The organism is Klebsiella sp. 10, assembly GCF_018223925.1.
Taxonomy (GTDB): Bacteria; Pseudomonadota; Gammaproteobacteria; order Enterobacterales; family Enterobacteriaceae; genus Klebsiella; species Klebsiella pneumoniae.
Window position 1 is genome coordinate 202999 of record NZ_JAGRRB010000011.1, and the last position, 20629, is coordinate 223627.

Sequence of the window (20629 nt, forward strand, 5' to 3'; positions counted from 1 at the left end):
TATTAATGTCATTTGCATGTCATAAATAAAGCGCATCTTACTGATGGGAATTTGTTGCCAGGCTCATGCTGTAAAATATATCTCTGGATCAGCATGTTAACTTCGTGTATTAATTATGATGATTTTATTGCACGGGAAGCGTAGCTATGACCACAGTGGTTTTGAATGTAAAAATTGACGCAGAGCTAAAAGAAAAGTTGCGTCATTATGCGGAAGTTAATAACGAGAACCTGGGAACGGCAACGGAAAAGCTGCTGCAGCTGGCTTTTCAGCTGGAGGAGTCAGCAGGTGAGGCGGGGGTGACGGAAGAGGACATTGACAGCCAGCATACCGAAGAGGAAGCGACGCCACTTACCCCTAAAGAAATCAAAGCATTAAGAAAACTTCTGAAGAAGAAAAAATGAAACAACAATTCTCTACAGCCAGCAACTATAGCGAAGCTTGCGATATGTTGCGCTCAGGATACGTAAAACACGTCCGCCTGAACTGGAATATCGGTAGTGATGAGTTCTTTCGCATTGCTTCCGACTGGTGTGACACCGGCGCTAAAATCAAAAAAGATGAAGATGGCTTTATTATTTCCCTGAAAGGGTTTCCTATTCCGCGCCAGCATTAATGAAATTGCCTTCTTTCTGTCATTGGGTTGCCATAACCAGAGGGCAGGATAGCCAGGCAATTTTATAAAAACATCTCATATACCTCATGGATGAAGGTCATTTGACGGGCTGAAGTCAGCCCGTCGCTATTTTCTTATATTATTTTTCGCAAACGTGTATTTTCCTTCTGTTCAGCAAGGCTTTGCCACAGCGGTTGTAGCGTGGAGAAGGCCCGGCGCAATGCTTCATCCGGCAGCGTAAACGGCAGACGTAAATAGCGATCGAACGCCCCTTCCAGCCCAAACCGCGTACCGGTGCCGATATGGATCCCCTGGCTTTCCGCACGCGCAGAGAACAGGGTGGCCAGCATGTCAGGAAGTTCCACCCAAAAAGAGAGCCCACCTTCCGGTGGCGAAAACCGCCAGCGGGGAAAATATTCCGCCATCAGCGTTTCGCACATGTCCCGGCGCGCCTTGAGCATATCCCGCCGCGGCGGCAGCAGTGTGGCGGCATTTTCCAGTAGCCAGCTGCAGGCCAGTTGCTCCAGCAGCGGCGTACCCAAATCCAGCGAATCGCGGGCCTGAATAAGCGAGGCGATGGTCCGCGCGCTGGCGCGGATCCAGCCGATACGTAGTCCCCCCCAGAAGCTTTTCCCGGCCGAACCAATGGTGAGCACCGCGGCATCGGGATTGAAGCTGGCCAGCGGCGGGGGCGGCGGCGCGTTATACCAAAGGTCGGCCATGGTCTCGTCGATTACCAGCGTTGTTCGCGTCCTGGCGGCGATGTCCGCAACCCGCTGGCGGGTGGGGGCATCCATACAGCGTCCGGTGGGGTTGTGAAAATCCGGCATCAGCCACGCCAGCCGCGGCGCAGTCTGCGCAATAGTCGCCGCCAGTCCATCGCAGTCCCATCCCTGCTGCGGAAGCGCAACCCCGACGGGGCGGCAGGAGGCGCCCTGAATGGCGCTGATGGCCATCGGATAGGTGGGGGCGTCAATAACCACCCGATCGCCCGGCCCGGTGAACAGGCGCAGGATCAGCGCGAAGGCGCTGAGGGCGCCGTTGACCACCATCACCTCATCGGGCCGCGTCGGCAGACCGCGTTCGCTGTAGCGCCGGGCAATCGCCTCCCGCAGCACCGGCAGCCCCTGCTGGTCATAGCCAGTCTGTGCGAGATAGGGCGGCAGCAGGGTCATAGCGTGCTGGAAGGCCTGATGGACCTCCGGCCCGGCGCTGAGGGCGGCGGTAGATAGATTAAGCGTAGATGAGATGCCGGCAGGCAGAGGAAGATCGGCGGGGCGTTCCGGCAAAACAATGCGTGACCCGCTCCCCTGGCGGCTGTAGAGAAAGCCCTCCTCCCGCAACTGGCCGAGGGCGCTGGCGATGGTGGTCCGGCTGACGTTCAGGGCCGCCGCCAGCTCGCGCTCGCCGGGCAGGCGCGTTTGCAGCGTCAGGCGACCATCAAGGATCAGCAGGCGGAGCGCTTCCGCCAGCTGGCGCCATAGCGGCGTGCGTGAGCTGGTCTCCTGCCAGTTGCCGAGCAGGCGTACCAGCGATTGGGTTCCAAAGCGTCGGGCTGACATAGCGATCCACTTTTCCAAAACTGGCCATTAATTATCAGTCCATTTTTGCTGATGATTAGGGCATTCGCAATGATGTTGAGGAAAAAATATGCTTCGTCGCCTGCTGCAGTTATATATTGGTCTGGTGCTTTACGGCGTGTCCACGGCGCTCTTCGTGCATGCCAATCTCGGCGCCGATCCGTGGGATGTTTTCCATCTCGGGGTGGCTAAACAGCTGGGTATCAGTTTCGGTACGGTGATTATCCTGACCGGCGCGGCGGTACTGCTGCTGTGGATCCCGATCCGGCAAATGCCGGGGCTCGGCACGGTGAGCAATGTCATCGTGCTGGGACTAGCGGCGGACGCCACGCTGGCCGTCCTGCCGCCGCTGGAGTCGATGGTGGCGCGCAGTGCGCTGCTGGTAGGAGCGATTGTGCTGAACGCTATCGCTACCGGAATGTATATTGGCGCGGGCTTTGGCCCCGGGCCGCGCGATGGCCTGATGACCGGTCTGCATGCTCGCACTGGTTGGTCACTGCGCGGTATCCGGACGGCGATCGAGCTTTCCGTACTGCTGATTGGCTGGCTGCTGGGGGGCAAATTTGGCGTCGGAACCGTCATCTACGCGCTGTCGATTGGGCCGCTGATCCAGCTGTGCCTACCGTGGTTCAGCCAGCCCGTCAGCCGCAACGCGGTCAGCCCTCCCCGGGAAATAGTCTCCTGAATTAACCCATCGCCCTCTTCATCACGGAGAGGGCCTTTCATCGCTTACAGGCCGCTCAGGCCATGAAGCATCATGTAGATCCCCACCACAATAATCAGTAAGCCTGAGAACCAGGGCGCCTTGCGCGAGAGGTCGTTAAGCCACGGCCAGCGGCGGGTGGCATGTTTAAGGCTCAGGGCGGCGATGGCCCCGGAAGCCACCAGCGTCAGCGCCAGACCAACGCTAAAGCCCAGCACCAGCGTGGCGCCCAGCGAGAATTTCTTCAGCTGTAAACAGATAAGCAGCACGGTAATGGACGCCGGGCAGGGGATCAGCCCCCCGGTCAGGCCAAACAGTACGATCTGCCCGGTCGTCACCTGGCGGCCATCAAAGCGCCGGTTGATCTCCTGAGCATGGGCCCGCTGATGCGCGTCCTGCCACTTCTCCGCCACCAGCGGCGCGGCGGATGAGGACGCATGGTGATGGTCATGGCGGTGATCATGGTCATGGCGGTGATCATGGTCATGGTGGTGATCATGTTCATGGTGGTGCTCATGTTCATGGTGGTGCTCATGGTGCGTGTGAGGCTGCGATTCGCGCCAGGTGCGCCAGAGCATCCAGCAGGCAATCAGCACAATGACAATCCCTGAGACCAGCTGAAACCAGGGTTCAGAGGTTTGGGCGTTCCAGCCGCGGCCAAACCACAGGCCGGCCATGGCGATCAGCCAGACCACCGCCGTATGGGAAACCGTGGCCGCCAGCCCCAGCAGTACCGCCTGTTTTAACGTTCCCCGTACCGCCACGATAAAGGCGGCCATCATCGTTTTTGAATGGCCCGGTTCGAGGCCGTGCAGCGCGCCGAGCAGTATTGCGCTGGGTATAAACAGCCAGGCATTGCCCTGCTGCAGAAGGGAAGTGAAATCGTTCATATCGGGATCCTTGCCAAAAGTGCGATTATCCTACTCCCCCCCAGTAGTAAAATACTACCCCCCAGTAGATAAAGCGGCTAATAAAAAGGATCATGGTATGCTGGCAGGCGTTGCTGACCACGCAGGTCGGTAATCCCGGACAGAATGAAACGGTGGATCGTGCAATGTCACATACAGTTCGACATAAAAAGATGTTACTGACCCGGTTGAAGAAAATTCAGGGGCAGAGTATCGCGTTAGAGAAAATGCTTAATCGCGAGCATGAGTGCGCTGAAATATTACAGCAGCTGGCGGCGATCCGCGGCGCGGTCAACGGCATGATGCTGCAGGTTATTCAGGGGCATCTTACCGACCATGTGGTGAAAGAGCCTGACGAGACGCAGCGCGAAGCGGATCTGGAGACGGTGATGCAGGTGATTAAATCCTATCTGAAGTAGCGCCTCCTGACGTTCCGCTCAAGCCACCCGCCGCTTAATGCGCATGGAGGTTATGCTCTGCCCACAGAATGAACTGCTCTTTTGGCAGCGCTTTGCTGTACAGCCACCCCTGGGCGTACTGAACGCCGTGCTGGCGCAGCCAGTCGCGCTGGCTTTCGGTTTCCACCCCTTCGGCGACGGTGGCCAGATTGAGCGCTTTGGCCATTTCAATAATGTGCGGCGTCAGCGGCCGGTACTCGAGGGTATCGACAAAAGATTTATCGATTTTCAGCGTGTCGACGTCCAGTTTCTGCAGATAGCTCAGGCTGGAGTAGCCGGTACCGAAATCGTCAATCGAGATCCGATGGCCAGCCTGACGGTAGTGAGCGATCACCGGCATGGTGGTCTCCGGGTCGACAAACCCGCGCTCGGTGATTTCAAGGATGATCTGTTCGGCGGCGATCCCCCAGTGCTGTAGCTGATTGTGCAACAACGTCGGCAGGGTGGGCGAGCGTAAATCATCTACCGACAGGTTGATGGAGATGTGCACTTCCGGCCGCTGCCGCAGCCAGGGGCCGAGATCGGCAAAAATTTTCCTGACGATATCTTCCGTCAGCTGCGTGATGAGCCCGGTCTGCTCGGCCAGGGGAATAAAGATATCCGGCGATAAAAAAGTGCCATCGGGCTGCTGCCAGCGGGCCAGGGCCTCCGCCCCGGCAATTTTCCCTTCCTGCAACGAAATAATCGGCTGATAGTGAACCTGAATCGCTTCGGAATTGAGGGCGTCCAGCATGCTGTTGCGCGGTGAGCGCAGGTGCCTTAGCAGACGCAGCAGCAGCCAGGTGGCGAGCAGGCTGGTGAAAATGCCGGCAGGGAGCCAGAAGAACAGCTGCTGTCGAATGCGCTGCTGCAGCGGCAAGGTTGAAGACCAGGTTACGATGCCAGAGCCCAGCTCGGGAATGCGCTGGATCCGGTAGACCGTGTTATCCAGAGTAAGCATATCCACATGCGGATCTTTAATGCGTTGCCAGACTTTCGCCGGCAGCGGCTGACTGCTGATCACCATTTTCTGGTGGTCCAGGCCAAACAGCATGGTATGGATCTTCTCTTCGCTGGCGGGAACGACATCAATAAAGGAGACGGGGTCGATCATCACCATGTGCTGCCGGCTGCCCATGGCCGTCATCTGATGATCGAGGCCAAGATCGTTAATTGAGGTCAGCCAGGTGCGATAGCCGTCGGGGGCAATATGGTCCGGCGGGGGGAAGGTGACCGCGACGCTATGGTCTTCCAGGGAGGAGCATTGCGGCACGGAATCACGCAGCCAGAGCACTTCCTGAATGTAGCGATGGGTATAGGCGATGCGGCGGAGCGTAAGCAGATGTTCAGGGCTACAGGAGGCGGCGGTGTGTGCGTCAGCCTCTCGTAACGCTTCCCGGGCCTGGTCGGCAACCTGCAGCGTCCGAACGACGATACGGTTGGAATAGTCATCCAGTTCACGATAGAACTGCATTTTGGCCTGCCGCGCCGCCTGCCAGATGCTGAGTGAAATGGGCAGGATGATGGCCAGTATCAGCACTCCTGTAAACAGCGCCATCAGATGCCGGGTCCTCATGCCTGTGTCCTTATCGTTCGCCGGGTGTCATCAGTATATGCGAAAGATAAGCCCGGCGCAGCGGGAGAAAGAATGCCGCTCAGGGAAAAAAGCCGGCATCACAAGTGCCTGCGATGCCGGGAGAGAAGGATGATTCCGATGCAGCAGAATAAAAATGAGGGTGTGAATGCCGGGCAGGGTGTATTCCGGCATTCAGTCACAGCATACGCTGCGCAGATGACAGCAATATGTTAGCTAGTGAGCATCCGGAGCCGTGATGTCGGCGCTGATGCGCAGATCGTTCTCATCAAACACCATGCAGAAGCGGTCGTCGAAGGCCAGATTAATCTTCTGCCACGGGCGGAAATGGACGTCGCCGGGCAGCAAAACCTTGACGTTATCGTGGCCGTAGCACTGGCCGAACAGATAGGTATTGTTGCCCAGACGCTCCACCACTTCACATTGAAACTCCACTACGGTACCGGTGGCGACTTCCGGGGTGAGGTGCTCCGGCCGGATCCCCAGCGTCACCGCAGCGCCGGGCTTCAGCGGCTGGGTGGCGATATTCAGGGCCAGCTGATGGTCCTGCGCGAGGGTGACCGTTAAGCGTTCCGGCTGCCAGTCGCTGACGATAGCCGGCAGAAAGTTCATCTTCGGCGAGCCGATAAAGCCGGCGACGAATTTGTTGACCGGATTGTAGTAAAGCGCCATCGGCGAACCCATTTGTTCGACTTTCCCGTAGTTCATGACCACTATTTTATCGGCCAGCGTCATCGCCTCCACCTGATCGTGCGTGACATACACCATAGTGGTCTTCAGCTCCTGGTGCAGACGGGCAATATGCAGGCGCATATCGACGCGCAGCTCCGCATCAAGGTTAGAGAGCGGCTCATCGAACATAAACACCCGGGGATTACGCACGATCGCCCGGCCAATGGCCACGCGCTGCCGCTGGCCGCCAGAGAGCTGCTTCGGTTTACGATCCAGCAGGTGCGAGAGCTGCAGCGTTTTAGCCACCATTTCCACCTGGCGACGGATCTCCGTTTTCGGCACTTTATTCACCTTCAGCCCGTAGCCCATGTTCTCTGCCACCGTCATGTGCGGATAGAGCGCATAGGACTGGAAGACCATCGCCACGCCGCGGCGGGCGGGCACGACATCATTCATCACCTCATCGCCGATCAGTACTTCTCCTTCGCTGACCTCTTCCAACCCGGCAATCATGCGCAGTAGCGTCGATTTTCCACAACCGGAAGGGCCGACGAAGACGGCAAACTCGCCATCTTCAATATCGAGATTGACCTGGTGCAGCGTCACCGTGCTGCCGAACCTTTTGGTGACATTCCTCAGTCGTATATTGGACATCCACATTCCCCGGAGTGAGTAGCTGTTATTTGCCGTTGGCTTATCGCTATGTTGAGTGTGATTTGTATTACGTGTAACAAATCAGTGTGACGATGTTCAACAGCAGTAAAATCATGCCCTGACTATAACTTCCGCGGATTTTGCGCCATACAGGGACGTTTCATTTCTGCAAGGATGATCACACAACTGGCAGCTTATGGTAGTTTTATCAACGATCAAAGCGTAGCGTATAACAAAAGCGCATCAGAACATGTTTTCCACGTAATACGGCAGTTTGAAAAGATTTATTTTTCTAACTGGCAGACGGAATTCAAATAAAAACCATTAAATTGTTATACCTTCACATGAGGTTGATAATGAAAAAGAACACGCTTGCTGCACTGATCCTTACCACCCTGGCGGCGGGGCAACTCGCCAGCCTGCAGGCGCATGCCGCCGGGCAGCTCAACGTCTGGGAGGACATTAAAAAATCCGCTGGCATCAAAACCGCGGTTAGCGATTTTGAAAAGCAGTACAACGTGAAGGTCAATCTCCAGGAGATGCCCTACGCCCAGCAACTGGAAAAACTGCGCCTCGACGGCCCGGCGGGCATTGGGCCGGACGTGCTGGTGATCCCGAATGACCAGCTCGGCGGCGCCGTGGTTCAGGGACTACTCTCGCCGCTCAGCGTCGATCAGGCGAAACAGGATGCCTTTACGCCAGCCTCCATCAATGCCTTCCGCATGGACAACGCGCTGTATGGGATCCCGAAGGCGGTGGAAACCCTGGTGCTTATCTACAACAAGGACCTGATCGACAAGCCGCTGGACAGCCTGCAGGCCTGGCTGGACTACTCGAAAACCCAGCGCGAGCAGAACAAATACGGCCTGCTCGCCAAGTTTGACCAGATCTATTACAGCTGGGGGGCGATTGGCCCGATGGGCGGCTATATCTTTGCTAAAAACGACAGCGGCGGCTTTAACCCGCAGCAGGTGGGTCTCAATACCCCCGGCGCCGTGGAAGCCGTCACCTTCCTGAAAAAATTCTATGCCGAGAAGGTCTTTCCGGCGGGGATCCTCGGCGATAACGGGCTGAATGCCATCGATTCCCTGTTTACCGAGAAAAAAGCGGCGGCGGTGATCAACGGCCCCTGGGCCTTCCAGCCGTATGAAGCCGCTGGCATTAACTATGGCGTGGCGCCCCTGCCGACCCTGCCGGACGGCAAGCCGATGAGCTCCTTCCTCGGCGTCAAAGGCTATGTAGTATCGACCTGGAGTAAAGACAAAGCGCTGGCGCAACAGTTTATCGAGTTCATCAACCAGCCGCAGTATGTGAAAGCCCGCTATGTCGCCACTGGCGAAATTCCGCCGCTGAAGGCGATGATTGACGATCCGGTGATTAAAAACGACCAAAAGGCCAGCGCCGTCGCCATCCAGTCGGCGCGAGCGGTAGCGATGCCGGGCATTCCCGAGATGGGGGAAGTGTGGGGGCCGGCCAACGCCGCGCTTGAACTGAGCCTCACCGGTAAGCAGGCGCCGCAGGCCGCGCTTGATAACGCGGTGAAACAGATCACGATGCAGATCGAAGCGATGCAGGCCAGCAATCAGTAATTCACCGTCACGTGAAGTCACCGAGCGGGAGGGGGACCTCCCGTTTGTAGAAGGAGTCGAGTGTGAGCATCCATTCCAGCGAAAATTTTAGCGACGCACGCGGGCCCGGGCGCCATGCATGGTGCGGCCTGCTGCTGGCAATCGTGCCGGGTTTCGGTCAGTTTTATCATCGCCAGTGGCTGAAAGGGCTGGTCTTCCTGGTGCTGCTGAGCAGCTTTCTGGGGATTTTTTATGATTTCCTGCGTGAGGGGTTGTGGGGGTTATATACCCTGGGTGAAGAGGTACCGCGGGATAACTCTATCTTCCTGTTAGCCGAGGGGATTATCAGCGTGCTGATCGTCGCTTTCGGCGTGCTGATCTATTTTCTCTCGCTGCGGGATGCGTGGCTCAACGGCAAAAAACGCGATGAGGGGATCGCCCTCAACAGCGTGCGTAAGCAGTACCAGATGCTGCTGAGCGACGGCTTTCCGTACCTGATGATCACCCCGGGCTTTATTCTGCTGGTGTTTGTGGTGATCTTTCCGATTCTGTTCGGTTTCGCCATCGCCTTCACCAACTACAACCTGTACCACACCCCGCCGGCGAAGCTGGTGGACTGGGTGGGGCTGAAAAACTTTATTAATATTTTCACCCTCTCCATCTGGCGCTCCACTTTCCTGGATGTGCTGCAGTGGACCGTGGTGTGGACGCTGCTGGCGACCACCCTGCAGTGTACGGTGGGCGTGCTGCTGGCGATTCTGGTGAACCAAAAAGATCTGCGCTTTAAGCCGCTGATCCGCACCATCTTTATTTTGCCGTGGGCGGTGCCGGGGTTTGTCACCATTCTCGTTTTTGCCGGCATGTTCAACGACTCCTTCGGGGTCATCAACAACGCGATCCTGTCCTTTTTTGGCATCAGTCCGAAGGCATGGCTCACCGATCCGTTCTGGACCAAAACGGCGCTGATCATGATGCAGACCTGGCTTGGCTTCCCGTTTGTCTTTGCCATGACCACCGGCGTGTTGCAGGCGATCCCGGACGATCTGTATGAAGCGGCGACGATGGACGGCGCCAGCGCCTTTACCCGTCTGCGCACCATCACCCTGCCGCTGGTGCTGTATGCGATCGCGCCGATCATCATCACCCAGTACACCTTCAACTTTAATAACTTCAATATCATTTACCTGTTCAACAACGGCGGCCCTGCGGTGGCAGGCTCTAACGCCGGCGGGACGGATATTCTGGTGTCGTGGATCTATAAGCTGACGATGTCTTCGTCGCAGTACGCCATCGCGGCGACCATCACGATCCTGCTGTCGATCTTTGTCGTCGGCCTGGCGCTGTGGCAGTTCCGCGCCACCAAATCCTTCAAAAATGACGACATGGCGTAAGGGAAGCAACATGGCTCAATCACCCAGTATTAAACGCGAAAAGTGGATCCGGCTCTCTCTCACCTGGCTGGTGGTTATTCTGGTCTCGGTGGTGATTATCTATCCGCTGGTCTGGACGGTCGGGGCGTCGCTGAACGCCGGCAATAGCCTGCTCAGTACCTCAATCATTCCGGAAAATGTGTCGTTCCAGCACTATGCCGATCTGTTCAATGGCAATGTGAATTACCTCACCTGGTACTGGAACTCGATGAAAATCAGCTTCCTGACCATGGTGCTGACCCTGATTAGCGTTAGCTTTACCGCTTACGCCTTCTCCCGCTTCCGCTTTAAAGGGCGGCAGAACGGGCTGATGCTGTTCCTGCTGCTGCAGATGATCCCGCAGTTTTCCGCGCTGATTGCCATCTTTGTCCTGTCGCAACTGCTTGGCCTGATTAATAGCCATCTGGCGCTGGTGCTGATCTACGTCGGGGGGATGATCCCGATGAATACCTGGCTGATGAAAGGGTATCTCGACGCGATCCCCAAAGATCTGGATGAGTCCGCCCGCATGGATGGCGCCAGCAGCTTTCGCATCTTTATCGAGATCATCATGCCGTTGTCGAGGCCCATCCTCGCGGTGGTGGCGCTGTTCTCGTTCACTGGGCCGCTGGGGGATTTCATCCTCTCCAGCACCATCCTGCGTACCCCGGATAAATACACGCTGCCTATCGGTCTGTATAACCTGGTGGCGCAAAAAATGGGTGCCAGCTACACCACCTACGCGGCGGGGGCGGTGCTGATCGCCGTACCGGTGGCGATCCTCTACCTGGCGCTACAAAAATACTTCGTCTCCGGCCTGACCTCGGGCAGTACTAAAGGATAAGCACATGAAAAGATTCACACCCGCATGGCTTGCGGTTTGTCTGGCATGCAGTTTCTCCACCTCTTCTCTGGCCGCGGACGCGCTTGCAACCCGCGCGTTTCAGGGCATGCCGGCGGACTTTATCAAAGGCGCGGATATCTCCACGCTGCTGGACGCCGAAAAGCACGGGGCGACGTTCTACGATCAGAATAATCAGCGCAAGGATCCGATCGCTATTCTGAAAGAGAACGGCGTCAACTATGTCCGCCTCCGTCTGTGGGTGGATCCGCAATCGGCGAGCGGCGAGGACTATGGCGGAGGGAATAACGATCTGGCCACCACCCTGGCGCTGGCGAAACGGGCGAAAGCCCAGGGGATGAAGCTGCTGCTTGATTTTCACTACAGCGATTTCTGGACCGATCCCGGCAAGCAGTTCAAGCCGAAAGCCTGGGAAAAGCTGGATTACCCGCAGCTGAAAACGGCGATTCATGACTATACCCGCGATACCATCGCCCGCTTTAAGCAGGCGGGCGTGCTGCCGGATATGGTGCAGATCGGCAACGAAATCAACGGCGGCATCCTGTGGCCGGAAGGGAAAAGCTGGGGGCAGGGCGGCGGAGAGTTCGACCGGCTGGCTGGCCTGCTGAACGCGGCTATCGCTGGCCTGAAGGAGAACCTGCGCCAGGGCGAGCAGGTGAAAATCATGCTGCATCTGGCCAAAGGGACCAGGAACGATACCTTCCGCTGGTGGTTTGATGAGATCGACAAGCGCCATGTACCGTATGACGTGATTGGTCTGTCGATGTACACCTACTGGAATGGCCCGATCAGCGCCCTGAAGGCCAATATGGATGACATCAGCAAACGCTATAACAAAGACGTCATCGTCGTCGAGGCGGCCTATGCCTATACCCTGGCCAACTGCGATAACGCGGAAAATAGTTTCCAGGCGAAAGAGGAAAAGGATGGGGGATATCCCGCCAGCGTACAGGGGCAATATAACTATATTCACGATTTAATGCAGGCGGTGGTTGATGTGCCAGACCAGCGTGGTAAAGGTATTTTCTATTGGGAGCCTACATGGATTGCCGTGCCGGGAAATACCTGGGCCACCCCGGCGGGGATGAAATATATCCACGACGAGTGGAAAGAGGGTAATGCACGTGAAAATCAGGCGCTATTTGATTGCCAGGGAAAAGTATTGCCGTCGGTAAAAGTTTTTAATTAATTTTTTTGTCGTCTTTTTCAGGAAGTTTATTATGAATAAATTTGCACCTTTACATCCGAAGGTTAGTACGCTGCTGCATGGCGCGGATTATAATCCGGAGCAATGGGAGAATGACCCCGATATTATTGATAAAGACATTGCCATGATGCAGCAGGCAAAATGCAATGTGATGTCGGTGGGAATATTTAGCTGGGCGAAACTGGAGCCACGCGAAGGGGTATTTAATTTCGCCTGGCTGGATATTATCCTCGATAAACTGTATGCCGCCGGCATTCATGTCTTTCTGGCCACGCCGAGCGGCGCGCGTCCGGCGTGGATGTCGCAGCGCTATCCGCAGGTTCTGCGGGTGGGGCGCGATCGGGTGCCGGCCCTGCACGGCGGCCGTCACAACCACTGTATGTCGTCACCGGTCTATCGCGAGAAAACCCTGCAAATCAATACCCTGCTGGCAGAACGTTATTCCTCACACCCGGCGGTGCTGGGCTGGCATATTTCCAACGAATATGGCGGTGAATGCCATTGCGATCTCTGCCAGAACCGTTTTCGCGACTGGCTGAAGGCGCGTTACCAGACCCTGGAGAACCTCAACCAGGCCTGGTGGAGCACCTTCTGGAGTCATACCTATACCGACTGGTCGCAGATTGAATCGCCTGCGCCGCAGGGCGAGATGTCGATCCACGGTCTTAATCTTGACTGGCATCGCTTTAACACCGCTCAGGTGACCGATTTCTGCCGCCATGAAATTGCTCCGCTGAAGGCGGCGAATGCCTCCCTGCCGGTGACTACCAACTTTATGGAGTATTTCTACGATTACGACTACTGGCAGCTGGCGGAGGCGCTGGATTTCATCTCCTGGGACAGCTATCCGATGTGGCACCGCGATAAAGACGAAACCGCGCTGGCCTGCTACACCGCGATGTATCACGACATGATGCGCAGCCTGAAGGGCGGCAAACCGTTTGTGCTGATGGAGTCCACCCCGGGCGCCACCAACTGGCAGCCGACCAGCAAACTGAAGAAGCCGGGAATGCATATTCTTTCCTCGCTGCAGGCGGTGGCGCATGGCGCCGACTCGGTGCAGTATTTCCAGTGGCGGAAAAGCCGCGGTTCGGTTGAGAAATTTCACGGCGCAGTGGTCGACCACGTCGGACATATTGATACCCGCATTGGCCGCGAAGTCTGCCAGCTCGGCGAGATCCTCAGCAAGCTGCCGGAGGTGAGGGGCTGTCGCACCGAGGCGAAAGTAGCGATTATCTTCGACCAGCAGAACCGCTGGGCGCTGGATGACGCCCAGGGGCCGCGCAATCTTGGGATGGAATATGAGAAGACGGTCAACGAGCACTACCGCCCGTTCTGGGAGCAGGGCATCGCCGTCGATGTGATTGATGCCGATGTCGATTTAACGCCGTATCAGTTAGTGATTGCCCCGATGTTATATATGGTGCGCGACGGCTTTGCCGGTCGGGCGGAGGCGTTTGTCGCCAACGGCGGCCACCTGGTGACCACCTACTGGACCGGTATCGTCAATGAGTCCGATCTCTGCTATCTCGGCGGCTTCCCGGGCCCGCTGCGCAATCTGCTGGGGATCTGGGCGGAAGAGATCGACTGCCTGAATGACGGCGAGTTTAATCTGGTGCAGGGGCTTGCCGGGAATCAGTGCGGTCTGCAGGGCCCTTATCAGGTGCGCCATCTCTGCGAACTGATCCATATCGAGAGCGCCCAGGCGCTGGCCACCTACCGGGATGATTTTTATGCCGGACGGCCGGCTGTGACGGTGAACGCGTTCGGGAAAGGCAAAGCCTGGCATGTGGCCTCCCGCAACGATTTAGCCTTCCAGCGCGATTTCTTTACCGCCCTGAGCAAGGAGCTGGCCCTGCCGCGGGCGATAGCGACGGAGTTACCACCCGGCGTGGTGGCGACTGCGCGCACCGACGGTGACAACGCATTTATCTTCCTGCAGAACTACAGCGCGCAAAACCATACCCTGACCCTGCCGCAAGGGTATTGGGATTGCCTGACCGACGCGGCGGTATCGGCTCCACTGACCCTGTCGGCATGGGATTGCCGTATTCTCCGTCGTCACGCGTAATTTCTTCTTCTCCACGCCTGCTCTGACGAGCAGGCTTTTTTTTATCTTAAACCTGGAGTTTATTATGGTGAGTTTAAAATCCTTCCTGCACTATTTCTCCCCAGCGCGTCCGGCACAGCCATTAAGCGAGGCGGAAAAACAGCAAATCGAGGCGCTTATTCAGGCCTTTGGTGGCGAAGCGAATATTACGCAAGTGGACGCCTGTATTACCCGTCTGCGGGTTAGCGTTCGCCATCTTGCGGCCGTGGACTCCGAAGCATTACAGCAGCAGGGCGCGCTGGGGGTTATTATTCTTGGTCAGCAGGTGCATGCTATTTTCGGTAAACAGTCCGATGCGCTGCGTCAGCTTCTGGATGAACATTTTGCCGCCCGGAAATAAATAAAACGGGATAACCTGAAAGCAGGTTATCCCGAAAATAAGACAAAGACAGCAGTGGCAATAAAGTTTACCGGAAGATAATTAACAGTCTTACAGCAGGAGATAAAAATAACGTATGAGTCTTAGCCGTGCGCAATTACCACCAGGCCTCAACCTGCACGCCGAAATTCCAGGTATTATTCGCCGTCTGGTCTTCAAACGGTTTACCATCTTCGGAATCATTCAAATATGAAGCAAAAATGCGTAATTCCGGACGTGACATAAAGTCTGGCCCGTCCGCCAGGCCCAACGCAATGGTGTATTTCTCACCGGCCTGTTTGTAGCTGGTGCCATTGTTGTAGCTGTCTTTCTGATAGAAACCGCCGACTTCGCCAATCAGGCGCACGTAGTCGGTGAACTGGTACTGCCCGCGGGCGACCAGCGACAGCATCCGCGTTTTGTCGGTATAGTCGGTAATGTCATCCGCCGAGCCCCAGGTCAGAACGTGGTTGATAGAAAACTTCTCAGTAATCGGGATCAGGCCGGTGTTAATCACGCGATAACCGGTGGCGTCGTTCACGTAGTTCCACATATCGTACCAGCCGCCGCCCTGGGAGACCATGTTCTGCGCCAGGCCTTTGTTGGCGTACTGCAGCACGGTTTTGTTATAGCCGCCCAGCATATCCTGACTGATTTCACCGGTCAGCATGACGCCGTTGTCAGCATCGTACAGTCCGCCGTAGCTATCCTGTTTTTTGGTGGTGTTTGGCATCGCGTAGTCGATACCGAATTCGGTCCACGAGCCCGCCCATGGCTTCCAGCCCGCGTAGCGTAAATCGATATAGTTGATATTGACGTTGCTGTCGCCATCGACGCGATAGTCAACATCGTTGGCATCGCCGCGGATCCAGGCCAGCGAGACGGCGCCCGGGCCGAGGGTGTAGTTTTCCACCCCGGCTCCGGAGCCGGAAATGTTCCAGTATTTGGTATCGATGATATGCAGATCATGGCGCTGGTAGTAACGTTTACCGCCCCAGATCACCGCATTCGGATCGCCAGGGATCAGCCCCTTTATCTGCAGGTTCAACTGACGTAAGCCGAACTGTGCATCATCGTTCAGCGTGGTTTCATTATCGTTAGAGCCGTCGGAGACCATGCTGACCATACTGTCGAGATAGAAGCTGACGTCATCTTTCTTATAGACCTCAGAGCCCAGCTCCAGCTCGCCGTAGGTATCCGACTCGTTCCCCAAACGGCCCAGCTTATTTTTTTGCCATTCCGCTTCGCTACCGTCGCCGGAGACCCCAACCCCGGCGCGCATATAGCCATGGAAATCGATCGTTGGGATCGCGGCGGTGGCCGCAAACGCGGAAGGAGCGATTAGCGCAGCGGCTAACGCGACTGAAAGGGCGCGCAGTGTAGTGTTCATCTCTATCCTCTTATTGTTTTGTATTACGTTCACATAACTGGTGTCATAAAATGCCTAAATGTAACTTCAGGCAAATGAGATATGATTATTGTGTGACTAACTGCAAATAATCACGGTGGTTTTTGTTGCGATGGGTGAGATGATTCACAATTCGTTGTATTGTGAACGTAATACTTTTATCGCTATTGTTTTGCAGTGAGAGGTGGCGGTGAGCGTTTTTTCAAATGGCCCCTGTTACAATCATGGGATAACAACATAAGGAACCGGACCATGAAGTCTAAAAGCGCTACTCTGGAAGACGTCGCACGCCATGCGGGCGTCTCTTACCAGACCGTGTCCAGGGTACTCAACAAATCAGCTAATGTATCCGAGGCGACGCGTCGCAAGGTGGAGAAATCGATAGAGGCCTTACGCTATGTGCCAAACCGGCTGGCGCAGCAGCTGGTGGGGAAGGAGAGCCAGACGGTCGGGCTGGTGACTATTTCTCTGGCCTGGCATGCGCCTTCCCAGGTGGCGGCGGCGGTAAAACGCTATGCCAACCTGGAAGGTTACCAGGTTCTGATTTCGATGATCGATGAGAGCGTCAACCAAAGCATCCAGGATTCCATCAATGAGCTGAAATCTCAGCGGGTGGATAAAGTCATTATCAACGTGCCGCTGGAGACCGAACAGGCGCAGAAAATCGCTGCTGACAACGATGATATCGTCTGCCTGTTTCTCGACGTTGATCCCTACAGCTCCGTGTTTAACGTTTCGTTTAACCCGGCGGACGGCACCCGGGCCAGCGTCAAATATCTCTATGAGATGGGGCATCGGGAGATCGCCCTGCTGGCGGGGCCGGACAGCTCAGTCTCGGCCAAACTCCGGTTAAAAAGCTGGCTGGAGACCCTGGATGGTTACGGTCTGAAGCCGGTGACCGTCCTGCACGGCAACTGGGATGCGCAGAGCGGCTACGCCGGCGCGCTGCAGATGCTGCGCGAAACGCCTAATTTCAGCGCTGTGCTGGTGGGTAATGATCAGATGGCGCTGGGGGTGCTCAGCGCCTTCCATCAGCATCAGGTGGCGGTGCCGGGTGAGAAGTCGGTTATTGGCTATGACGATACCTACGAAAGCTCCTTTTTCTATCCGGCGCTGAGTACCGTGTCGCTCGACCTCGACCTGCAGGGGAAAGAGGCGGTGCGGCGGATCCTCGCCAGCACCAGCGGGGCGCCTCATGCCTCATCCATTCTGCCGGCGCGCCTGGTGATACGCCATTCCAGCGGCGCCCGAATTGAGCAGGGAAAAGATCTGCAGGCCATTGCGGAACAGCTCCGCGCCATCGCCCACCGTCTGGCACCCTGACGCCAAAGGCGGGGAAACTCGCCTTATCACCTTACCCTTAAATTGAGCAGGGTTGATCTTTGTCACAGCACGGCGTAACCTTATTGTTATGTTATAACGTAATAAAGAGGTCATCATGAAAGCCCATATCCATCCTCCCTATCGTACGGTGGTGTTTCACGACACCAGCGCGAATGAGTATTTTAAAGTCGGCTCAACTATCCGCACCGATCGCGTGATTGAACTCGATGGCGAAACTTTTCCGTATGTGACGATCGACGTCTCCTCGAAATCGCATCCGTACTACACGGGCAAACAAAAAACCTTCGCCAATGAAGGCAGTGCAGCCCGATTCCGCCAGCGCTTCGGCGGCTTTATTGATGCGAAAAGGAAAGCATGATGCAGGTCGTCAACTCATTACGTAGCGCTAAACAGCGCCACCCGGATTGCCAGCTGGTTAAACGCAAAGGGCGGCTGTACGTTATCTGTAAGAGCAACCCCCGCTTCAAAGCGGTGCAGGGGCGCAAAAAACGCCGTTAACGGAAACTCTCCAGCGAGCGGCGCTGTTGGCCGTCGGCGGTAAAATTGTCGGCGGCCAGCCATTGGCGCATGGCGTTATCCAGCTCCGGCCATTCGCCGTCTATCACCGAAAACCAGTCCGTGTCCCGGTTGTGTCCTTTACTCACCAGCGCCTGGCGAAAACGTCCTTCGTACTGAAACCCCAGCCGCCTTGCCGCCCGGGCTGATGGGATATTAAGACTGTTGCATTTCCATTCATAGCGACGGTAGCCGAGCGTATCAAAGACATACTGCATCAACAGCCAGTGCGCTTCGGTGGCCATGGCCGTTCGGCTCAGTAACGGTGAAAAATGCACATGCCCCACCTCTACCACACCGTGAGCGATATCGATACGCATTAACGCCAGCGAGCCGACCGCTTTCCCTCGCTGCTGGTCAACGACGGCAAAATGAATCGGGTCTGCCAGCGTGGCGACCTGCTCCACCCAGGCACTGAATTCTGCAAGGTTGTTCTCAGGTTCACGCAGCAGCCACGTCCAGCTGCGGGCGTCTGGCGCCAGTTGGTGAGCGGCGAACAGATCGCTGGCATGAGCAAGAGTCAGCGGTTCGAGTCGACAACGGCTGCCCTGTAATACCTGTCGTGTCGGCCAGGGGCGCGGCTGCCAGTCAGGCAGCGCGACGCCGAGCGCCTGGCCAAACTGATTATATTCGCACATTGCGGTTTCCTTATTGGGGATTTACAGGCAGCGTACGCGCTCGCTGGTTCCATAAAAAGTGCCATTAGAGTATGTTTTTATGGGGCCACGAGGAGGCAATATGAATATACCGGACGAGGGGTTTTTTACGCTGTTGACGCAGGGGATGCGGAACCGCACGGTCGAAACCTTACAGCGCGCCCTTTACCACACCTTACGTGACGCTATCCTGCAGGGAACCCTGACGGCCCGCTGCCGTTTACCCGGATCGCGGGTGATGGCCGAACGGCTACACCTGTCGCGGAATACGGTCAATGCCGCACTGGAACAGCTGGCGCTGGAGGGGTACCTGACACGGAGCCGTCAGGGAACGCAGGTGGCACCACTCGCCTCCTGCCGCCAGGAGGTGGGTCAGATGCCGCCCGTCGTGCTGCCTGAGCGGCTGCAAAGGCTGCCAGCCGCGATGCGCCGCGACTCACCGACGCTGGCATTTACGCCAGGCATGCCGGCGGTAAACTATTTCCCGCTGCCGCTGTGGCGGCGACTGATGGATAACGTGCTACGCGAAGATGGTAGCGCGCTGCTGGGTTATGGCGAAGCCGCGGGCGATCCTTTGCTGCGAGAGGCTATCGCTCGTCATCTGGCGCTCTCCCGGGGCATCCGGTGCGATATCCGGCAGATCGTCATCACCGAAGGCGCGCTGGAAGGCGTCAACTTATGCGCCTCGCTACTGACCAACCCGGGCGACAGCGTGTGGCTGGAAGAACCGGGGTACCTGGGGGCGAGGAGTGGCTTTCAGCGGGCGGGACTGCGGGTCAGAGGAATGGCTGTCGACGATGAAGGGATGTGTATTGCCAACGGCGTCGCGGAGCCGCCCCGGCTCATTTTCACCTCTCCTTCACACCAGTATCCCTGTGGGAGCATCATGAGCGCCGGGCGCCGTCTGGCGCTCGTGGAATATGCCCGCCGGCACGGGGCGTGGATTGTGGAGGATGACTACGACAGCGAGTTTCGCCATAGCGGAGAACCGATCCCGGCGATGCTGGGAATGGTGCCTGATGCCCCGGTGGTCTATCTCGGCACCTTCAGCAAAACGCTGTTTCCGGCGTTGCGTATCGGTTTTATGGTTATGCCGCCCGCGCTGGCGGATGCTGCTCAGGACGCCATTGGCGCGCTGCTGCGCGGGGGACACCGTGCTGAACAGCGGGCGCTGGCCAGCTTTATCGAGAAGGGACACTATGCGCGCCATCTGGCAGCGATGCGCCGCCTGTACCGTAAACGTCAGCAACAGCTGCGCGAGGCGCTGGCGCAAGAGATAACCGTGCCGTGCGACGTTCTCGGCGGGGGAGGGGGGATGCACCTGACGGTGGCGATGGAGGGCGTTAATGACCGGACGCTTGCGCAGCAGGCGCGCCAGTTTCAGCTGGCGCCCGCCGCGTTAAGTCATTTCTATCTCGACCCGCAGCGAGCGCGGAGCGGACTGGTGCTTGGGTATGGCAATACCTCTGCTTCTCGCTATCTCCCGGCGCTGCGGACCCTAAATCGCCTTATTGCGCAGCACCGGCGCGCGTGAGGGTAAAGACGTCGTAGAAGGAGAGCTCGCCTTTGGTGGCGACCATCTTTTTGAGCTGCGCCTTCTGCTCGCTATCGACGTTTGGCGACTGCAGGATACGGTCGATCAGCTGCCGGGGGACAAAGCGGGTGTTGTACCATTCCCCGTTGTAGCACACGCGAAAGTCGAGGACATCGATATCCTCGTAGCGATAGCGTGGATAGACGTCAAAGAAGAAAAAGGCGTTGAACAGGATGAACAGCACCACCAGCAACCAGACCGAGTCTACCAGCGTTTCAGAGCGCAGCATGACCACCAGCGTCGCCAGAAACGCGGCATACATGGCAACAAACAGTCCCGGATGGTTGCGGATAAAACTGATGCTAAAACGCGGGCGATTATCGCGTTTTTCCTGGACGTTGAGTTCGTCAATGGTGTGAATCAGCAGGCGTTGTATTTCTGTCATCTTGGTCCT

At 56.8% G+C, this 20629-nt stretch carries 21 protein-coding genes; 14 read left to right on the forward strand and 7 right to left on the reverse strand.

What is annotated here, in order from left to right; translation table 11 throughout:
• Window positions 1–146: 146 nt before the first annotated feature.
• Together KHQ26_RS13005 and KHQ26_RS13010 are read left to right on the forward strand one after the other, a co-directional pair.
• Complete coding sequence (locus KHQ26_RS13005) at window positions 147–404, forward strand: hypothetical protein (protein WP_002891977.1); 258 nt, start codon at window positions 147–149, stop codon at window positions 402–404.
• Window positions 401–616, forward strand: a complete 216-nt coding sequence (locus KHQ26_RS13010) for a hypothetical protein (RefSeq protein WP_004142688.1) — start codon at window positions 401–403, stop codon at window positions 614–616. Before KHQ26_RS13005 ends, KHQ26_RS13010 begins: the two co-directional genes overlap by 4 nt.
• Before the next feature lie 134 nt (window positions 617–750).
• On the opposite strand, the gene KHQ26_RS13015 is transcribed toward KHQ26_RS13010, so the two are convergent.
• On the reverse strand, window positions 751–2178 hold the full coding sequence (locus KHQ26_RS13015) for a PLP-dependent aminotransferase family protein (RefSeq protein WP_004142690.1): 1428 nt from the start codon (window positions 2176–2178) through the stop codon (window positions 751–753).
• Window positions 2179–2266: 88 nt separating this feature from the next.
• Here KHQ26_RS13015 and KHQ26_RS13020 point away from each other — a divergent pair, with 88 nt between their 5' ends.
• On the forward strand, window positions 2267–2881 hold the full coding sequence (locus tag KHQ26_RS13020; protein ID WP_004177248.1) for a YczE/YyaS/YitT family protein: 615 nt from the start codon (window positions 2267–2269) through the stop codon (window positions 2879–2881).
• Window positions 2882–2925: 44 nt separating this feature from the next.
• Here KHQ26_RS13020 and KHQ26_RS13025 read toward each other — a convergent pair whose 3' ends face one another.
• Window positions 2926–3789, reverse strand: a complete 864-nt coding sequence (locus KHQ26_RS13025; RefSeq protein ID WP_004177247.1) for a nickel/cobalt efflux protein RcnA — start codon at window positions 3787–3789, stop codon at window positions 2926–2928.
• 164 nt (window positions 3790–3953) lie between these two features.
• On the opposite strand from KHQ26_RS13025, the gene KHQ26_RS13030 reads away from it, so the two are divergent.
• Window positions 3954–4226 carry a metal-sensing transcriptional repressor gene (locus KHQ26_RS13030; protein ID WP_004177246.1) on the forward strand — a complete coding sequence of 91 codons (273 nt, stop codon included), beginning with the start codon at window positions 3954–3956 and terminating at the stop codon, window positions 4224–4226.
• A gap of 34 nt (window positions 4227–4260) precedes the next feature.
• On the opposite strand, the gene KHQ26_RS13035 is transcribed toward KHQ26_RS13030, so the two are convergent.
• Together KHQ26_RS13035 and KHQ26_RS13040 are read right to left on the reverse strand one after the other, a co-directional pair.
• A complete protein-coding gene (locus KHQ26_RS13035) occupies window positions 4261–5820 on the reverse strand; it encodes an EAL domain-containing protein (protein WP_004177245.1) in 1560 nt (519 codons plus the stop codon).
• 234 nt (window positions 5821–6054) lie between these two features.
• Window positions 6055–7164: an ABC transporter ATP-binding protein gene (locus KHQ26_RS13040; RefSeq protein WP_004177244.1), complete on the reverse strand. Its 1110-nt coding sequence runs from the start codon at window positions 7162–7164 to the stop codon at window positions 6055–6057.
• Window positions 7165–7520: 356 nt separating this feature from the next.
• Between KHQ26_RS13040 and KHQ26_RS13045 the strand changes: the two genes are divergently transcribed.
• From KHQ26_RS13045 to KHQ26_RS13070, 6 genes are all read left to right on the forward strand, one after another.
• Window positions 7521–8753, forward strand: coding sequence for a maltodextrin ABC transporter substrate-binding protein (locus tag KHQ26_RS13045; protein ID WP_002891991.1), 1233 nt, complete (start codon window positions 7521–7523; stop codon window positions 8751–8753).
• A gap of 62 nt (window positions 8754–8815) precedes the next feature.
• Window positions 8816–10123 carry a carbohydrate ABC transporter permease gene (locus KHQ26_RS13050; protein ID WP_004177243.1) on the forward strand — a complete coding sequence of 436 codons (1308 nt, stop codon included), beginning with the start codon at window positions 8816–8818 and terminating at the stop codon, window positions 10121–10123.
• Window positions 10124–10133: 10 nt separating this feature from the next.
• A complete protein-coding gene (locus KHQ26_RS13055) occupies window positions 10134–10985 on the forward strand; it encodes a sugar ABC transporter permease (protein ID WP_000079398.1) in 852 nt (283 codons plus the stop codon).
• A gap of 4 nt (window positions 10986–10989) precedes the next feature.
• Complete coding sequence (locus KHQ26_RS13060; RefSeq protein ID WP_049124783.1) at window positions 10990–12192, forward strand: glycoside hydrolase family 53 protein; 1203 nt, start codon at window positions 10990–10992, stop codon at window positions 12190–12192.
• A gap of 31 nt (window positions 12193–12223) precedes the next feature.
• Window positions 12224–14281, forward strand: a complete 2058-nt coding sequence (locus KHQ26_RS13065; protein ID WP_004177241.1) for a beta-galactosidase — start codon at window positions 12224–12226, stop codon at window positions 14279–14281.
• A 64-nt stretch (window positions 14282–14345) separates the two neighbouring features.
• The gene (locus tag KHQ26_RS13070) at window positions 14346–14660 is read left to right on the forward strand and encodes a glucose PTS transporter subunit EIIB (RefSeq protein WP_002892003.1); all 315 of its coding nucleotides are present in this window, start codon (window positions 14346–14348) and stop codon (window positions 14658–14660) included.
• A 136-nt stretch (window positions 14661–14796) separates the two neighbouring features.
• Here KHQ26_RS13070 and KHQ26_RS13075 read toward each other — a convergent pair whose 3' ends face one another.
• Entirely contained in the window at window positions 14797–16068 is a 1272-nt protein-coding gene (locus KHQ26_RS13075) for a maltoporin (protein ID WP_004177240.1), read from the reverse strand.
• Between the two features lie 270 nt (window positions 16069–16338).
• Between KHQ26_RS13075 and KHQ26_RS13080 the strand changes: the two genes are divergently transcribed.
• The 3 genes from KHQ26_RS13080 to ykgO all read left to right on the forward strand — a co-directional run bounded on the left by KHQ26_RS13080 (window position 16339) and on the right by ykgO (window position 17928).
• Window positions 16339–17409 carry a LacI family DNA-binding transcriptional regulator gene (locus tag KHQ26_RS13080; RefSeq protein ID WP_004177239.1) on the forward strand — a complete coding sequence of 357 codons (1071 nt, stop codon included), beginning with the start codon at window positions 16339–16341 and terminating at the stop codon, window positions 17407–17409.
• 115 nt (window positions 17410–17524) lie between these two features.
• Window positions 17525–17788 carry a type B 50S ribosomal protein L31 gene (locus KHQ26_RS13085; protein WP_002892011.1) on the forward strand — a complete coding sequence of 88 codons (264 nt, stop codon included), beginning with the start codon at window positions 17525–17527 and terminating at the stop codon, window positions 17786–17788.
• Window positions 17788–17928, forward strand: coding sequence for a type B 50S ribosomal protein L36 (ykgO, locus tag KHQ26_RS13090; protein WP_002892018.1), 141 nt, complete (start codon window positions 17788–17790; stop codon window positions 17926–17928). The genes KHQ26_RS13085 and ykgO overlap by 1 nt, the downstream gene beginning before the upstream one ends.
• Here ykgO and KHQ26_RS13095 read toward each other — a convergent pair.
• Window positions 17925–18623, reverse strand: coding sequence for a GNAT family N-acetyltransferase (locus KHQ26_RS13095; protein ID WP_004177238.1), 699 nt, complete (start codon window positions 18621–18623; stop codon window positions 17925–17927). The genes ykgO and KHQ26_RS13095 overlap by 4 nt on opposite strands.
• A gap of 100 nt (window positions 18624–18723) precedes the next feature.
• On the opposite strand from KHQ26_RS13095, the gene KHQ26_RS13100 reads away from it, so the two are divergent.
• Window positions 18724–20175 carry a PLP-dependent aminotransferase family protein gene (locus KHQ26_RS13100; protein ID WP_004177237.1) on the forward strand — a complete coding sequence of 484 codons (1452 nt, stop codon included), beginning with the start codon at window positions 18724–18726 and terminating at the stop codon, window positions 20173–20175.
• On the opposite strand, the gene KHQ26_RS13105 is transcribed toward KHQ26_RS13100, so the two are convergent.
• Complete coding sequence (locus KHQ26_RS13105) at window positions 20150–20620, reverse strand: YlaC family protein (RefSeq protein ID WP_040187972.1); 471 nt, start codon at window positions 20618–20620, stop codon at window positions 20150–20152. The two genes, KHQ26_RS13100 and KHQ26_RS13105, sit on opposite strands and share 26 nt — an antisense overlap.
• Window positions 20621–20629: the final 9 nt, after the last annotated feature.

Excerpts from the sequence above, each read along its gene's own strand:
- ykgO (WP_002892018.1), top strand. The coding sequence starts at position 17,788 with ATGCAGGTCGTCAACTCATTACGTAGCGCTAAACAGCGCCACCCGGAT.
- KHQ26_RS13010 (WP_004142688.1), top strand. The coding sequence starts at position 401 with ATGAAACAACAATTCTCTACAGCCAGCAACTATAGCGAAGCTTGCGAT.
- KHQ26_RS13105 (WP_040187972.1), bottom strand. The coding sequence starts at position 20,620 with ATGACAGAAATACAACGCCTGCTGATTCACACCATTGACGAACTCAAC.
- KHQ26_RS13025 (WP_004177247.1), bottom strand. The coding sequence starts at position 3,789 with ATGAACGATTTCACTTCCCTTCTGCAGCAGGGCAATGCCTGGCTGTTT.
- KHQ26_RS13015 (WP_004142690.1), bottom strand. The coding sequence starts at position 2,178 with ATGTCAGCCCGACGCTTTGGAACCCAATCGCTGGTACGCCTGCTCGGC.
- KHQ26_RS13005 (WP_002891977.1), top strand. The coding sequence starts at position 147 with ATGACCACAGTGGTTTTGAATGTAAAAATTGACGCAGAGCTAAAAGAA.
- KHQ26_RS13095 (WP_004177238.1), bottom strand. The coding sequence starts at position 18,623 with ATGTGCGAATATAATCAGTTTGGCCAGGCGCTCGGCGTCGCGCTGCCT.
- KHQ26_RS13030 (WP_004177246.1), top strand. The coding sequence starts at position 3,954 with ATGTCACATACAGTTCGACATAAAAAGATGTTACTGACCCGGTTGAAG.
- KHQ26_RS13055 (WP_000079398.1), top strand. The coding sequence starts at position 10,134 with ATGGCTCAATCACCCAGTATTAAACGCGAAAAGTGGATCCGGCTCTCT.
- KHQ26_RS13020 (WP_004177248.1), top strand. The coding sequence starts at position 2,267 with ATGCTTCGTCGCCTGCTGCAGTTATATATTGGTCTGGTGCTTTACGGC.
- KHQ26_RS13085 (WP_002892011.1), top strand. The coding sequence starts at position 17,525 with ATGAAAGCCCATATCCATCCTCCCTATCGTACGGTGGTGTTTCACGAC.
- KHQ26_RS13035 (WP_004177245.1), bottom strand. The coding sequence starts at position 5,820 with ATGAGGACCCGGCATCTGATGGCGCTGTTTACAGGAGTGCTGATACTG.
- KHQ26_RS13080 (WP_004177239.1), top strand. The coding sequence starts at position 16,339 with ATGAAGTCTAAAAGCGCTACTCTGGAAGACGTCGCACGCCATGCGGGC.
- KHQ26_RS13070 (WP_002892003.1), top strand. The coding sequence starts at position 14,346 with ATGGTGAGTTTAAAATCCTTCCTGCACTATTTCTCCCCAGCGCGTCCG.
- KHQ26_RS13060 (WP_049124783.1), top strand. The coding sequence starts at position 10,990 with ATGAAAAGATTCACACCCGCATGGCTTGCGGTTTGTCTGGCATGCAGT.
- KHQ26_RS13100 (WP_004177237.1), top strand. The coding sequence starts at position 18,724 with ATGAATATACCGGACGAGGGGTTTTTTACGCTGTTGACGCAGGGGATG.
- KHQ26_RS13075 (WP_004177240.1), bottom strand. The coding sequence starts at position 16,068 with ATGAACACTACACTGCGCGCCCTTTCAGTCGCGTTAGCCGCTGCGCTA.
- KHQ26_RS13040 (WP_004177244.1), bottom strand. The coding sequence starts at position 7,164 with ATGTCCAATATACGACTGAGGAATGTCACCAAAAGGTTCGGCAGCACG.
- KHQ26_RS13045 (WP_002891991.1), top strand. The coding sequence starts at position 7,521 with ATGAAAAAGAACACGCTTGCTGCACTGATCCTTACCACCCTGGCGGCG.
- KHQ26_RS13065 (WP_004177241.1), top strand. The coding sequence starts at position 12,224 with ATGAATAAATTTGCACCTTTACATCCGAAGGTTAGTACGCTGCTGCAT.